The organism is Symbiopectobacterium sp., assembly GCF_047692315.1.
Lineage (GTDB): Bacteria > Pseudomonadota > Gammaproteobacteria > Enterobacterales > Enterobacteriaceae > Symbiopectobacterium.
The window spans coordinates 1-14,681 of sequence record NZ_JBLLJS010000013.1 but is presented as its reverse complement, the minus strand read 5'-3'; the positions used below and the strand labels follow the sequence as shown (position 1 = coordinate 14,681).

At 52.3% G+C, this 14,681-nt stretch carries 11 protein-coding genes, 1 tRNA gene and 4 pseudogenes; 11 read left to right on the top strand and 5 right to left on the bottom strand.

Annotated elements, in window-relative coordinates:
* Positions 1 to 12: 12 nt before the first annotated feature.
* The 6 genes and pseudogenes from ACMZI0_RS06705 to ACMZI0_RS06680 all read left to right on the top strand — a co-directional run.
* Positions 13 to 444: pseudogene (locus tag ACMZI0_RS06705) on the top strand (MFS transporter family glucose-6-phosphate receptor UhpC); the annotation flags it as partial.
* Positions 445 to 475: 31 nt separating this feature from the next.
* Positions 476 to 1,507 (top strand): ABC transporter substrate-binding protein, encoded by a 1,032-nt coding sequence (locus ACMZI0_RS06700; protein ID WP_415672380.1) that lies wholly within the window; start codon positions 476 to 478, stop codon positions 1,505 to 1,507.
* Between the two features lie 71 nt (positions 1,508 to 1,578).
* Positions 1,579 to 3,638, top strand: a pseudogene (locus ACMZI0_RS06695) (ABC transporter permease).
* 25 nt (positions 3,639 to 3,663) lie between these two features.
* Positions 3,664 to 4,746 (top strand): ferric ABC transporter ATP-binding protein, encoded by a 1,083-nt coding sequence (gene fbpC / locus ACMZI0_RS06690; protein ID WP_415672491.1) that lies wholly within the window; start codon positions 3,664 to 3,666, stop codon positions 4,744 to 4,746.
* A 224-nt stretch (positions 4,747 to 4,970) separates the two neighbouring features.
* Positions 4,971 to 5,972, top strand: coding sequence for a CSS-motif domain-containing protein (locus ACMZI0_RS06685; RefSeq protein WP_415672379.1), 1,002 nt, complete (start codon positions 4,971 to 4,973; stop codon positions 5,970 to 5,972).
* Positions 5,939 to 6,556: an EAL domain-containing protein gene (locus ACMZI0_RS06680; protein ID WP_415672378.1), complete on the top strand. Its 618-nt coding sequence runs from the start codon at positions 5,939 to 5,941 to the stop codon at positions 6,554 to 6,556. Before ACMZI0_RS06685 ends, ACMZI0_RS06680 begins: the two co-directional genes overlap by 34 nt.
* 77 nt (positions 6,557 to 6,633) lie before the next feature.
* Here the strand turns inward: ACMZI0_RS06680 and ACMZI0_RS06675 are convergent, their stop codons facing one another.
* From ACMZI0_RS06675 to ACMZI0_RS06655, 5 genes and pseudogenes are all read right to left on the bottom strand, one after another.
* Complete coding sequence (locus tag ACMZI0_RS06675; RefSeq protein ID WP_415672490.1) at positions 6,634 to 6,879, bottom strand: Ail/Lom family outer membrane beta-barrel protein; 246 nt, start codon at positions 6,877 to 6,879, stop codon at positions 6,634 to 6,636.
* A 15-nt stretch (positions 6,880 to 6,894) separates the two neighbouring features.
* Positions 6,895 to 7,149, bottom strand: a complete 255-nt coding sequence (locus ACMZI0_RS06670; protein ID WP_415672377.1) for an Ail/Lom family outer membrane beta-barrel protein — start codon at positions 7,147 to 7,149, stop codon at positions 6,895 to 6,897.
* Between the two features lie 289 nt (positions 7,150 to 7,438).
* Positions 7,439 to 7,515: transfer RNA gene (locus ACMZI0_RS06665), tRNA-Pro, on the bottom strand.
* 109 nt (positions 7,516 to 7,624) lie between these two features.
* A pseudogene (eptB, locus tag ACMZI0_RS06660) lies at positions 7,625 to 9,263 on the bottom strand (kdo(2)-lipid A phosphoethanolamine 7''-transferase).
* A gap of 266 nt (positions 9,264 to 9,529) precedes the next feature.
* The gene (locus tag ACMZI0_RS06655) at positions 9,530 to 9,853 is read right to left on the bottom strand and encodes a hypothetical protein (RefSeq protein ID WP_415672376.1); all 324 of its coding nucleotides are present in this window, start codon (positions 9,851 to 9,853) and stop codon (positions 9,530 to 9,532) included.
* A 251-nt stretch (positions 9,854 to 10,104) separates the two neighbouring features.
* Between ACMZI0_RS06655 and gmk the strand changes: the two genes are divergently transcribed.
* From gmk to ACMZI0_RS06630, 5 genes and pseudogenes are all read left to right on the top strand, one after another.
* Positions 10,105 to 10,728 (top strand): guanylate kinase, encoded by a 624-nt coding sequence (gmk, locus tag ACMZI0_RS06650; protein ID WP_415672375.1) that lies wholly within the window; start codon positions 10,105 to 10,107, stop codon positions 10,726 to 10,728.
* Positions 10,729 to 10,784: 56 nt separating this feature from the next.
* The gene (gene rpoZ, locus ACMZI0_RS06645) at positions 10,785 to 11,060 is read left to right on the top strand and encodes a DNA-directed RNA polymerase subunit omega (protein ID WP_415672374.1); all 276 of its coding nucleotides are present in this window, start codon (positions 10,785 to 10,787) and stop codon (positions 11,058 to 11,060) included.
* Positions 11,061 to 11,078: 18 nt separating this feature from the next.
* The gene (gene spoT / locus ACMZI0_RS06640; protein WP_415672373.1) at positions 11,079 to 13,181 is read left to right on the top strand and encodes a bifunctional GTP diphosphokinase/guanosine-3',5'-bis pyrophosphate 3'-pyrophosphohydrolase; all 2,103 of its coding nucleotides are present in this window, start codon (positions 11,079 to 11,081) and stop codon (positions 13,179 to 13,181) included.
* Positions 13,182 to 13,240: 59 nt separating this feature from the next.
* A pseudogene (gene trmH, locus ACMZI0_RS06635) lies at positions 13,241 to 13,930 on the top strand (tRNA (guanosine(18)-2'-O)-methyltransferase TrmH).
* Between the two features lie 11 nt (positions 13,931 to 13,941).
* The coding region (locus ACMZI0_RS06630) for an OB-fold nucleic acid binding domain-containing protein (RefSeq protein WP_415672372.1) at positions 13,942 to 14,681 on the top strand (740 nt) is incomplete at its 3' end.

Here is a 14,681-nt window from a genome sequence, read left to right as displayed (position 1 = left end):
ATTGGGGTGGAAACCGCCCTGCTGTTCCGCGGTCAACGTGCACCGATGATTTTGCTGTTCTCGCTGGGATTATTTCTCAGCGTAACCGCCATCTGGCTGGTGCCTATCCACCATTACGCACTGCTGGCGGTGAATTTTTTCAGTATCGGCTTTTTTGTTTTTGGCCCTCAGATGATTATCGGTCTGGCGGCCACGGAATACGCCCATAAGGAAGCAGCAGGGACCGCCACTGGGTTTCTTGGCCTGTTCGCTTATCTTGGTGCGGCGTTGGCAGGGTGGCCGCTGGCCCAGTGGATGCAATTCTACGGCTGGTCCGGTTTCTTTGCCTTACTGACACTGGCGGCAGCCTGTGTCGGGCTGCTGCTGATGCCATTGATGATGGCGGGCACCAGTCGATCGCAAATGCATCCGTCTCGGGGGCCAAACGCTTCAGGCCCGCCCTGACGCTGTTAACCACTGATAATAAGGAAGCATTATGAAACTTTCTCTTCTCTCTGCCCTTATCGTTACCGGGAGCGCGGCGGCCACACTGTCGGGCGCGGCACAAGCCAAAGGCCGTCTCGTGGTGTATTGCAGTGCCACCAACGCCTTCTGCGAAGCAGAAACTAAAGCGTTTGGTGAAAAGTATGACGTACAAACCTCCTTCATCCGCAACGGTTCTGGCAGTACGCTGGCAAAAGTAGAAGCGGAAAAACGTAACCCGCAAGCCGATGTTTGGTATGGAGGCACGCTCGATCCGCAGTCGCAGGCCGGTGAGATGGATCTGCTGCAACCGTATGTCTCCCCTGAGTTGGCGAATATCATGCCGCAGTTCCGCGATCCGGCGAAACGCAAAGGCAACTATTCTTTGGCAGTCTACATCGGGATTCTCGGCTTTGGTGTTAACACCGAACGTTTGAAAGAGAAAAACCTGCCGGTACCGCAATGCTGGAAAGATCTCATCGACCCTATCTACAAAGGTGAAATCCAGATTGCCGACCCGCAAAGTTCCGGCACCGCCTACACCGCCCTGGCCACCTTCTCGCAGCTGTGGGGTGAAGATCAGGCTTTTGATTACCTGAAAAAACTCAATGCCAACGTGTCGCAGTACACCAAGTCGGGTATTGCCCCGGCACGTAATGCCGCCCGTGGCGAAAGCGCTATCGGCATCGGCTTCCTGCATGATTACTCACAGGAAAAAGAGAATGGTGCCCCGCTGCAACTGGTATCGCCTTGTGAAGGTACCGACTATGAAGTGGGCGGCGTCAGCATTCTGAAAAACGCGTGTAACCTGGAAAATGCCAAGCTCTTTGTCGATTGGGCGCTGTCAAAAGAAGCGCAAGAACTGTCCTGGCAGAAGGGCCAGTCCTACCAGATCCTGACCAACACCAAAGCCGAAGCATCACCGCTGTCGCTCAAGCTCGAAGAGCTGAAATTGATCAATTACGACATGGATAAATACGGCGCGGAAGATGTGCGTAAAGCGCTTATCACCAAATGGGTGAATGAAATCAAGATGGGCAAATAAGCCCACCGCCCCGGCATAAGCCGGGGCTCCCCATCACCATTGTGACTATTCGTCAACTTAGAAGGAAATCCATGTCTCACTCACTCGCCTCGGCTCAACGCCCGCAGGCATTGGACGCCATCTTTCTCTGGCTCGGCGTTATCCCGCTCTCGTTCGCGCTGATGCCTGCCTGGAGTTTGGATTACGGCCTGTTCGGTGCCACCCGGGAAGAAGTGCTGCACGCTTACGGCTGGTCTGGCGTCAATATCAGCCTGCTGTGGCTGTTGCTTCCCTTCGCTCTGTTGCTGCGTCCACGCACGCCCGCCTCGCGTAAACAGCGAGGTCGCCACCTGTTTGATGCCGGCTATGCCCTGTTTTGCATGCTGTTTATGTTAATCAGCGCCACCGTAGTACAGCAGGGCATGGGGTATGCCACCATCGGCATATTTATCGCGTTAGGCGCTATCATGACGTTGGCCATGGCACGCCTGGAATGGCTGGGCGGCGATCGCTTCGTCATCGGCTCATTGATAACCATCATTGTGCTGATCGGTATCTTTATTCTCTACCCCAGTATTGCCATTTTTATTCCCATGTTTACCAACAGCGCGGGCGAATTCGTGCCGTTAGGTTTTGGGGCAATCATACATTCTTCAGGTGATCTGGAACTCCTTCCTGCTCGCCATGGCCGTTGGCTTTGGTTGTACTTTCTTTGGGCTAGTGCTGGCGATTTACACCTCGCGTATTGACAAGCGTACCGCCATTATCGGGCGGGTATTCTCCATTCTTCCGATTGTCACACCGCCGTTTATCGTTGGGCTGGGCTTAACGCTGATGATGGGCCGTTCCGGCTATGTGACCGAGCTGATGGTTTCCTGGTTCGGGCTGACCAACACCAACTGGCTGTACGGCTTCACCGGCATCTGGATTGCGCAGGTACTGGCCTTTACTCCCATGGCATTTATGATCCTCGACGGTGCCATAAAAAGCATCCACCCGTCGCTGGAAGAAGCGTCCTATACGCTGCGTGTCAACCGCTACCAAACCTTTAACCGCATCTTCCTGCCACTCTTGAAACCGGCGCTGGCGAACGCTTTCCTGATCGTGATCGTTCGGTCACTGGCAGATTTCAGTAACCCGCTGGTGCTGGGCGGTAACTTCGACGTATTGGCCACACAGATTTACTTCTACATCACCGGCGCGCAGTTGGATTATCAGGCCGCCAGTACCCTAGGCGTGATTCTGCTGGTGTTCTCGCTGGTGGTATTTTGTATCCAATATCTGTGGATAGGGAAACGTTCTTACGTCACCATTTCCGGAAAATTCAGCCGGGGCCGACGTGCAACCGCTGCCGCGCCTGATGGTGTGGGGTGTCACCTTTATTCTCATTGCCTGGGTGGCGTTTAACGGTCTGCTGTATGGCAGCATTTTCTACGGCAGCTTCACCGTTAACTGGGGTGTGGATTACACTCTGACGCTGCAAAACTTTATTACCCTGTTCGGACAAGGTGTTAGCGACGGAGCCTGGCCTTCACTGCTCGATACGCTGCTCTACGCGGGGATCGCCGCGCTGTTCGGCCTGTTGATTGCCTATATCGTGGTACGCCAGCAGTTCCGCTGCAAAAAAACCATCGAGTTCACCACCATGCTCTGTTTTGCCGTACCGGGAACCGTGGCGGGTATCTCCTATATTCTAGCGTTCAACAACGCGCCCATTTATCTGACGGGTACCGCCGCCATCGTCATCATCTCGATGGTGATGCGTAACGTACCGGTCGGGATTCGCGCGGGCATCGCCGGATTGGGTCAACTGGATAAATCGCTGGATGAAGCCTCCCTCAGCCTGCGCGCCGGGGCAATGCTCACTATCGTCTACATTTTACTGCCGCTGCTGCGCCCAGCCATTCTTTCCGCGTTGATCTACAGCTTTGTGCGCGCCATCACCACGGTGAGTGCCATCGTGTTTCTGGTGACACCGGACACGCGCGTCGCCACCGCCTATACCCTGAACCGCGTCGAGGACGGTGAATATGGGGTGGCTATCGCCTACGGCTCTATCCTGATCGTGGTGATGCTGGCGATCATTTTCCTGTTTGACTATTTGGTTGGCGAATCTCGCACCGCCCGCTCCAAAGCCAAAAACGCACAATAATCAGAAGGTGACTATCGTGGATACTATATTAACCCAACACGCCACCGCTGAAGCGGAGCAGGCACCGCGTAAAAACTTCGTTGAACTTAAAGGCGTGACAAAGTGCTTTGGCACCAACACCGTGCTGGAAAATCTCGATCTGGCTATTCCACAGGGACACATGGTGACATTGCTCGGCCCTTCCGGCTGCGGCAAGACCACCGTACTGCGACTGGTGGCTGGGCTGGAAAAACCCAGTGAAGGTCGAATCTATATCGACGGCGAAGACGTGACCGATCGCTCCATCCAGCAGCGTAATATTTGTATGGTGTTTCAGTTCTATGCGTTATTCCCCCACATGTCGCTGGGAGAGAATATCGGCTACGGCCTGAAGATGCTCGGCAGACCCAAAAGCGAAATTCGCGATCGGGTCAACGAAGCGTTGGCGCTGGTGGATCTGGAAGGCTTTGCCGATCGCTATGTCGATCAGATCTCCGGCGACCAGCAGCAGCGCGTAGCGTTAGCCCGCGCATTGATTCTTAAACCTAAAGTGCTGCTCTTCGATGAGCCGCTGAGTAACCTGGATGCCAACCTGCGTCGCAGCATGCGGGAAAAAATCCGCGAATTGCAGCAGCAGTTCAACATCACGTCACTTTACGTCACTCACGATCAAAGCGAAGCCTTTGCCGTGTCTGACAGCGTACTGGTGATGAATAAAGGTCACATCATGCAGATGGGGTCGCCACAAGCGCTGTACCGTCAGCCCGCTTCGCGTTTTATGGCAAGTTTTATGGGCGAGGCCAATATCTTCCCGGCACAGCGACAGGCCGACAGCGTAGAGATTTTCGGCTATCGCATTCCTAAACCGGAACATTTCGGCGCGGAACGAGGGGAATGCACCGTGGGCATACGCCCCGAAGCCATTACGCTTAATACGCAGGGCGATGAGAGCCAGCGCTGCTCGGTGCGCCATGTGGCTTACATGGGCTCACAGTATGAAGTGAGCGTCATCTGGCACGGGCAATCACTGCTATTACAGGTAAATGCCACCCAGCTACAGCCCAACGTGGGTGACGATCTCTACCTGCAGATTCACCCTTACGGCATGTTTATTCTCAACGAAGGCTAACGCTTGCCTAACCCCTTCTGGGAGCCCACTTTGGGCTCCTTTTTTTTCATCCTTTACTTTCAAAACAATTTCCGATCGATTTACATGGGATTGATATACTTAAAGAGCGCGTAGACGTCTTCATGTCACGACGCGTTTCAGGGTGCGCTGGCTGCCTGGTTCTTCACAATGCTATACGCCACGACAGGCAGAGTCATATCTACGTGGTACCAAGGAGTAGTGACGTGAGTCCACAGCATAAACGCGCGCAACAGCGGGGCCGCTGGCTGATTCTCTGCGCCGGGGTGTTCCCATTGCTATTGGTATTACTTTTTACCTTTGTAGAATCACGGCAAATTGTAAAACGCGATCTGCAATCCACGGCAAATCTGGCACTCGACCAGTCTGAAAGCATCACCACCCGTGCCTGGTCACTACTGGAAGCCTTGCAACCACCGCAAGGAAAACTCTGCGAGGATATCAGAGACGATCTCCAACTACTCAGCGCGCAGTTCGCCTACTTTCGCGCTATTGGACTGACCTATGACAAGAGCATTTACTGCTCCTCGCTGTTTGCCCATAACGCCCTGGAAATCAGCGATGTGATCATGATGCCGCTTCCGGCGAAACTTCCTCCCGCCTGGAGCCTCTCTGTTGATCAGATCAAAGATGCAGACATCAGCCCGACGCTCATTTTTATTCGCACGCCAGACGATAGCTGGGGCGCATTTGGTCTGGTGGATGCGCAATATCTGGTGACTTTAATGAACGCCGTCAACAAGCTGCGCGGCTTTCAACTGAATATCAGGGTGGGAGATGGCGATTTGATTCATCCCAGTGTCACCGCGGTACCGAATCAGCCCGAATGGCTTTCTGGCGTCGAATTTCACATTACATCAGAACGTTTCCCCATTACCGTCTCCATTACTGCCCCCGCCGCTGAAATGGGCAAAGCCTGGCAGTTTGCCTTCCTGACGCTTCTTCCGCTCACGTTGGTGCTTTCCGCGCTGTTTGTTCTGGCCGCGCTGTATTGGCAAAAACGCAAGCTCTCCTTTCAGGACGAATTACGCCGCGGTATTACTAACAATGAGTTTTCTGTCTACTATCAGCCGGGTTACGGCACTGAGGCGCAACGTTGCACTGGCGCAGAGGCTTTATTGCGATGGCGTCATTGCGATGGCGTCGCGCCGATGGACAGTGAATTCGCCCGGATGTGTTTATCGCCGCCGCTGAAGCGGAGAACATGATTATCCCGTTGACGCGACATTTGTTGAAACTGGTGGAAGAAGACGTTTCCAGTTGGCACATCGAGCCGCATTTTCACCTGGGCCTGAATGTATCGGCAGAGCATCTGCAAGACAGTGAGTTTATCGCCGATATACGCCAGTTTGCAGCCAATGTGGCGGCCCATCGTTTCTTGATAACGCTAGAACTGACGGAGCGCAGCCTCATCAGCGAAGGGCCCGAGGTGGCGCAACGCCTGCAACAGCTACGCCAGGAGGGCATACACATCGCTATTTATGATTTTGGCACCGGCCACTGCTCTCTTTCTTACCTGCAAAGTTTCCCGCTCGACTATTTAAAAGTCGATCAGGGGTTTGTCCGTACCATTTCATCACAGGAAGAAGAGACGCCGATTTTGGATACCATTATCAGCCTTGCTCACCGCCTCAATTTGAAGATTGTGGCAGAAGGGGGGGGAAACCTCGCGTCAGCTTCGCTACCCGACACAGCATGGGGTTGGCTACATTCCAAGGATTTTTGTATGCCAAATCCATGGATAATGAAAATTTTACCATTTGGCAGCATTACCACGCCGGACGCAAGTTAACACCCAGCGAAGAGCATGCCGCAACGCCCCCTCAGGCGGGAGATCAAACGCCGAAGTCCACTTCGACATAGTCAGGCTTAAAAGCGATAGCCGAGGCCGATATTGAATCCGTTGAGTTTCGCCTCCTTGATTCCTGAACCCTCGTAGCCAATATCGACCGTCCAGTTTGCCGCAGGCGCTATCTGAACACCGGCACCGTAGGCAAAACCTGTCGCGCTTTCCTTAAAATCAGTTCCAGAGGCTTTGATTTTACCATGCGCGGTCCCCGCTAAACCGTAAAGGCTAACAAATTCATTGACACGATAGGATGGCCCCACTAACAGCGAATAATATTTCAGTTATACTTTTCCTTTATCTCCATCATCATTAAATTTTTTAGTTCCACCCATATAGGTCAGTGAGCTAATAAAACCCAATGAATTATCCGCCTGATAGTGATATTTTGCGGTAGCGCCGTGGATATTTTTAAAGCCAGGAACTTTAGCATTAGAATAACCCAGACTGATTGTCTGTGTATCCGCTTTAGCTATAGCACAACTGCCCATTGCGGCCAACAACACAGATAACGCTAACAGATTCTTATTGATATTCACTTTTACACGCTCCTTTTATGATATGTAACATCCCAAAACAGAGCGTAAAATGTCAGTTGATACTTGGCATGTAAATAAGCCAAACACCCTACAATAGAACCAAAATAAATATTATCATGAGCTTATAAAAGTTACTTTTATTATCAGCCTGAATGCAATAAGACATTCTGCCAAAAGAGTAAACAGAGACTATCTGGACAGGATATTAGGCGAAAAAAAACGGCAGATGATGTCATCTACCGTTTCTTGCAGCCCCATCTGAAATGCATCAGACAAAACTGAGGGAATTTGGTCGGCGAGAGAGGATTTGAACCTCCGACCCACACGTCCCGAACGTGTTGCGCTACCAGGCTGCGCTACTCGCCGAATGCGGGGCGCATATTACTGCGCCCTCGAAAAAGCGTCAATCCCTTTTTGATAAAAGAGCACGCGCAAGCGCGCTGTTGGCGCGAAAACGAACAATGCTCATCTCCCATTAACGTGACGGTAACACGCACCAGTTATTGCTGGCGTTGATGCCACCATCGGGCGAACGATAACCCAGGCAGCCCAATATGGAATCAAACAACTCCTCATGGCGGTGGAGGGTTCCCACGCGCTGCTGTGCTTTCAACCGTTCAAACATTTGCGTATTTTGCGGTTGTGCCAGGAACGTGTCTGACGCCAAGGCCAGCATCGGCGAGCGGAACTGTTCCGGCGGCGCGACATCGCGCGGGGTGCCGTGCAAATGGTAGTTTTCATCAATCGACTCACCGTGGTCTGAGGCATAAAACACCAGCGCTTTCTTGTCACGCACCTGATCCAACACGTTTTTAATGAAGGTGTCGGTATACAACACGCTGTTATCAAACGCGTTGATCAGTTGTTCCCGTGAGCAAGAGGCATCAACGCCCATACATTCGGGCTGATAGCGCGCATAGCTGCGCAGGTAACGCATGGAATAGAGATAATGGGAGCCTTTGGTGTGCAGCACAATCAAGTGCTTACCCTGAGGATAGCGCGCCAGTGAACGCTTCACCTCGTCGACCAAAATCATGTCGTCCACCGATTTGCCCTCATTACGTTCTTCGGAAGCGATCATTTCACGAAACGAATAGTTATTGGCATTGATGCTGTTATAAAACCAGACCTCACTTTGCATAGCGAACAGTTCCGAGGTAAACCCCAGTGAACGCAGCACATTGCAGCACATTAAAAATGTTCTGTTCTTTTAATGTGCGTTGCTGATTGTTTTCAACGCCGCCCTCACGCACAAACATACAGCGCATGGAAAGTTTGGTTGAGGTATCACAAGACTGACCGCGAAACGCCACCAGATTGCGCTCTTTTAACAGTTGTGGCGTGGTATCGCGTTGATAACCCAACAGCCCCATATGATCCCAACGAGCGGTCTCCCCCAGGATAAAAATCACATAGGTATCCTCAATACCGGCGGGGGCCACATAGGTAAATTTTTTGGCGGGGTCGAACAATTCCGCTGCATCCTGGCTTTCGTCATATTGCGTGTAAGCAAACAGCCCCAATGCCGAGATCCAGTTGGATGGCAAATAGGAGTGTGCAATAACGCCGCCGTAGCTGGGCAAATCCACATTGGTGCGCTTTTCCATGCGCTTTTGTTGGGTTCCCATATATTCCATGGTGCCCCATACCAACGTGATGACAACAAGCAGAATCGCTACTGGCTTTATGCGTTTTCCCGGCGTTTTTAATTGTTCTATCAGTGTATTACGCAAATCAGCCTTCCAAATGATCGCCAGGGGAATCGCACTGACACACAGCGTCCAGACCACAAACTGCCAGCCAATTACCTCCTTTGACAAATCAATATCCGTTGTCATCACAGCAGCAATAATACCGTAGCCAATGACCACATTGAAAAACGTCATGTAATAACTGGCCGCAACAGAAATCAACACTAACAGTGAGGCGATAAGGCGGTAGAAATAACGACCGCCGAGAGAGAGTACCCGCATTAAGAAAAAAGTGAATAGCACACTGAGCGATAATTCAATCAACGCGGGCAGGAATTTGGCAATAACGGCCCCAGAGGGGGAAGCAGCATCATCAAAGCGGCGATAATAGACGGAGACGTTAAGACATAACCCAATATACATTGCGAGAAAAAACTACAAAGCAGACTGCGAAAAAGAGGTAATCACCGACATATTACTGTGGCTCCAGCATAAACTGATGCTTCTTTAAAAAAATTAGGACACAGGAATAATTTATAACTTAATGAATAATATAATTTTTTAACTCTTTCCTTCGTTCTCGCGAACACACCCTTGTTAAACTTAAACGTGTCTAATGCTTTTATTCCGTCGCTCGATTAGCGCATAACATCCCGCACGAGTGACAACACCAGCGCTGTAAGAACTTTTCACCGTTGCAACGAAATTTTATGAATACAGCGGATCGTTTTCGTTCCCTGCTTAATCCAGCGCGTTATTATTTTCACCATTTGCATAGAGTGCCGGTGAGGTAAGGTTTTTTTCGTCGAATCAGGCGCTGAATCAAGCTTTTTGTCCAGCCGTTGCCACCAGGAATAACGATCCCAGCATACAGAAAAACGCTTTTCCTGAGCCACCAGCGTTACTGCCCGCACGGTGGGGTCAGACATCGATGTTCGCACCAGCATCGTCAATGATTGCAGCAGCACCAGGAAAAACAACATAGTGCCGTAATGGAGAACAGATTGTCTCATAAGCGCATCCTTTACGTTTCTGTCGTTATGCTGGCACACACTAAAACGCCTCAGAAACCAAAAAACGCGCGAAAATTACATATTGCATGAAAATTTAAGCAAACTATCGAAAGCGATCACGAATCCGGTCATCACTTGATGTGATATCAGGCGACACGACGGTAAAGATTACTGCGTGTATAATGCAAAAATTCGCACCAGCGAAACAGTCAACCGACCCATCACATTCACCATACATTACGTTCATCACTATGGCTCAAGGCACGTTATACATTGTTTCCGCCCCCAGCGGCGCAGGGAAGTCCAGCTTAATAAATGCGTTACTGAAAACGCAGCCGTTGTACGACACTCAGGTGTCAATTTCCCACACGACCCGCGCCAAACGCCCGGGCGAAAACCACGGTGAACACTATTTCTTCGTTTCTGTGGATGAATTTAAGCGTATGATTCAGGAAGATGCTTTCCTTGAGTACGCGGAAGTCTTTGGGAACTACTACGGTACGTCCAAAGCCGCTATCGAGCAGGTGCTGGCAACCGGTGTAGACATTTTCCTGGATATCGACTGGCAGGGCGCGCAGCAAATCCGCCGCCGGATGCCGCAGGCGCGCAGTATTTTCATTTTGCCGCCGTCCAAAGAAGAGCTGGGGCGCCGTTTACGCGGACGCGGTCAAGATAGCGATGAAGTTATTGCGCGACGTATGGCGCAAGCGGTGGCAGAAATGACACACTATGCAGAGTACGATTATCTGATCGTTAACGATGATTTCGATCTGGCGCTGTCCGATCTGAAAAACATCATCCGCGCTGAACGCCTATTGCTGAGCCGCCAGGCATTGCGGCATGATGCTTTAATCACCAAACTATTGGCAGACTGACATCACTTTCAGTATGATGCGCAGTCATTTTATTTCCTGTGGAGTAGTAGCACATTATGGCACGCATAACTGTTCAAGACGCTGTAGAGAAAATTGGTAACCGTTTTGACCTGGTGTTGGTCGCTGCTCGCCGCGCCCGCCAGATGCAAGCAGGCGGAAAAGCTCCGCTGGTCCCTGAAGAGAACGACAAATACACCGTTATCGCGTTGCGCGAAATCGAAGAAGGCCTGATCAACAACCAGATTCTGGATGTGCGTGAGCGTCAGGAACAGCAAGAGCAAGAAGCCGCAGAAATCCAAGCGGTTACCGCGATTGCTGAAGGTCGTCGTTAATCTCGCTACGGGCCGCCCTTGTATATCTTCGAAAGCCTCAATCTGCTGATTCAGCGCTATCTGCCGGAAGACCAGATCAAGCGCCTTCAGCAGGCTTATATTGTTGCACGTGATGCTCACGAGGGGCAGACACGCTCCAGCGGTGAACCCTACATCACTCATCCCGTCGCCGTAGCGTGCATTTTGGCGGAGATGCGTCTTGATTATGAGACGCTGATGGCAGCGCTGTTGCATGACACCATCGAAGATACACCCACCACCTATCAGGATATTGAACAACAATTCGGCAAAAGCGTCGCCGAACTGGTAGATGGCGTCTCAAAGCTGGACAAGCTGAAATTCCGCGACAAGAAAGAAGCGCAGGCTGAGAACTTCCGCAAGATGATTATGGCGATGGTGCAGGATATCCGCGTCATTCTCATCAAACTGGCTGACCGCACGCATAACATGCGCACGCTGGGATCGCTGCGCCCTGACAAGCGTCGTCGCATCGCGCGTGAAACGCTGGAAATCTACAGCCCGTTGGCACACCGTTTGGGTATCCACCATCTGAAAACCGAGTTGGAAGAACTGGGTTTTGAGGCGTTGTATCCGAACCGCTACCGGGTCATCAAGGAAGTGGTCAAAGCCGCACGCGGCAACCGCAAGGAAATGATTCAAAAAATCCTTTCCGAAATTGAAGGGCGGTTGAACGAAGCAGGCATTCCCTGTCGCGTCAGTGGACGCGAAAAGCACCTCTATTCCATCTACTGCAAAATGCACCTGAAAGAACAGCGTTTCCATTCCATCATGGATATTTACGCGTTTCGGGTGATCGTCAAAGAGTTGGATACCTGCTATCGCGTGCTCGGACAGGTGCATAGCCTGTACAAACCGCGTCCCGGCCGCGTCAAAGATTACATCGCTATTCCGAAGGCTAACGGTTATCAATCGCTACATACTTCGCTGATTGGGCCGCACGGCGTGCCGGTGGAAGTGCAGATTCGCACCGAAGACATGGACCAGATGGCCGAAATGGGTGTGGCTGCGCATTGGGCTTATAAAGAAGGCGAAAGCAGCACCACGGCACAGGTACGCGCCCAACGCTGGATGCAGAGCCTGCTGGAGCTACAACAAAGTGCAGGTAGCTCGTTCGAGTTTATCGAGAGCGTCAAATCCGATCTCTTCCCTGATGAAATATATGTGTTCACCCCGGAAGGGCGCATCATCGAACTTCCTGCTGGAGCGACGCCGGTCGATTTTGCCTACGCAGTACATACGGATATCGGCCACGCCTGCGTCGGCGCGCGCGTAGACAGACAGCCCTACCCGCTCTCCCAGTCCCTCAACAGCGGGCAGACTGTAGAGATCATTACAGCACCGGGCGCACGTCCCAATGCCGCTTGGTTAAACTTTGTCGTCAGTTCGCGCGCACGCGCCAAGATTCGCCAAATGCTGAAGAATCTCAAGCGCGACGATTCGGTGAGTCTGGGGCGTCGCTTATTGAACCACGCCTTGGGGAATGGCAGAAAGCTCAGTGATATTCCGCAAAAGAGTATCCAGCTCGAGCTCGATCGCATGAAGCTCACAACGCTGGATGACCTGCTGGCGGAAATTGGCCTCGGCAACGCCATGAGTGTGGTGGTCGCAAAAAACCTGCTGGATGAGCAACCGTTACAGCAAGAGCACACCGGTTTGCGCAAACTGCCGATTAAGGGTGCAAATGGCGTGCTGATCACCTTTGCCAAATGCTGCCGTCCGATCCCCGGCGATCCCATTGTGGCACACGTCAGCCCCGGCAAGGGTTTGGTCATCCACCATGAGTCTTGCCGTAATATTCGCGGCTACCAGAAAGAGCCGGAAAAATTCATGGCAGTCGAGTGGGATAAGGTTACCGAACAAGAGTTTATCGCTGAGATAAAAGTCGACATGTTCAACCATCAGGGGGCATTGGCCAACCTGACCGCAGCGATTAATGCCGCCAACTCCAATATCCAGAGCATCAATACGGAAGAGCGGGATGGTCGCGTCTATAGCGCCTTTATCCGTTTGACCACGCGCGATCGGGTACATCTAGCTAACGTCATGCGCAAAATTCGCGTGATGCCTGATGTCATCAAAGTGACCCGTAATCGCAACTGATCGCCACCGTATCCGTCCTGGTCGCACCAAGAGCGCCGGGATAATGCAAGAGACATCGTATGACACCAGAACGCTACGCCCGCATCAAAGAGATGCTGACCAGCCGTCAACCCGATTTGACGGTGTGTATGGAGCAGGTGCACAAACCCCATAATATTTCCGTTGTCATTCGCACCGCCGATGCCGTTGGTGTACATGAAGTGCATGCCGTTTGGCCCACCAGCCGCATGCGCACACTGGTGTCATCGGCGGCAGGCAGCAACAGTTAGGTACAGGTTAAAACACACCGCACCATTGCCGATGCTGCCTCGCATTTAAAAACGCAAGGTATGCAAATTCTGGCGACCAATCTTTCCACCAAGGCAGTGGATTTTCGCGAGATTGATTACACGCGACCAACCTGCATTCTTCTCGGCCAGGAAAAAACCGGTATCACTCAAGAAGCGCTCGCTCTGGCGGACCAGGATATCATCACTCCGATGATCGGCATGGTGCAATCCCTGAACGTCTCTGTCGCTTCAGCACTGATTCTTTACGAAGCTCAGCGCCAGCGTTAGAATGCGGGCATGTACCAACGTGAAGTGGGTATGCTTGATGATGAGCAACAGCGCTTGTTGTTCGAAGGGGGCTATCCGGTGCTGGCGCACGTAGCGAAGCGGAAAAAACTCCCCCGCCCGCTGATCGACAACCAGGGGCAGGTCGTTGCCGACACCGCCTGGTGGGCAGCCATGCAATCCGCCGCCGAATAGCGAGACCGCCAATGAAAAGCCACCTGCTGAATAACCAACCGTTGAACACCCTCGCGGGTGTGGGGGCCAGTCAGGCGGCTAAACTCGCACGCCTTGGGTTGGAAACCGTGCAGGACGTGCTACTGCACCTGCCTCTGCGTTACGAAGACCGCACCCACCTCTACGCCATTGGCGACCTGCTGCCCGGCATTTACGTCACCGTGGAAGGCGAAGTGTTGCGCAATGATATCGTTTTTGGCCGCAAACGCATGCTGACCTGCCAGATCAGCGACGGCAGCGGCGTGTTGACGATGCGCTTCTTCAACTTCAATGCTGCGATGAAGAATAGCCTGTCCCCCGGGCAGCACGTTATCGCCTACGGTGAAATCAAGCGTGGCAAGAACGGCGCGGAGATTATCCACCCGGAATACCGCGTTCAAGGCGAGGCACAACCATCGGTGGAATTACAAGAATCCCTGACGCCGGTTTACCCAACCACCGAAGGGGTTCGACAGGCCACGTTGCGCAAACTGACCGAACAGGCGCTGGAACGCCTGGATGCACAACCGATAGAAGAGCTGCTGCCGCAGGAATTAAGCCGCAGCATGATCGGTCTGTCAGATGCGTTACATATATTGCACCGCCCACCGGCTGGCACCCCACTGAGTGAGCTTGAACACGGTAAACACCCGGCGCAAATACGCTTAATCATGGAAGAACTGCTGGCGCATCACTTGAGCATGCTTGCAGTGAAAGGGGGGGGGGGGGGGGG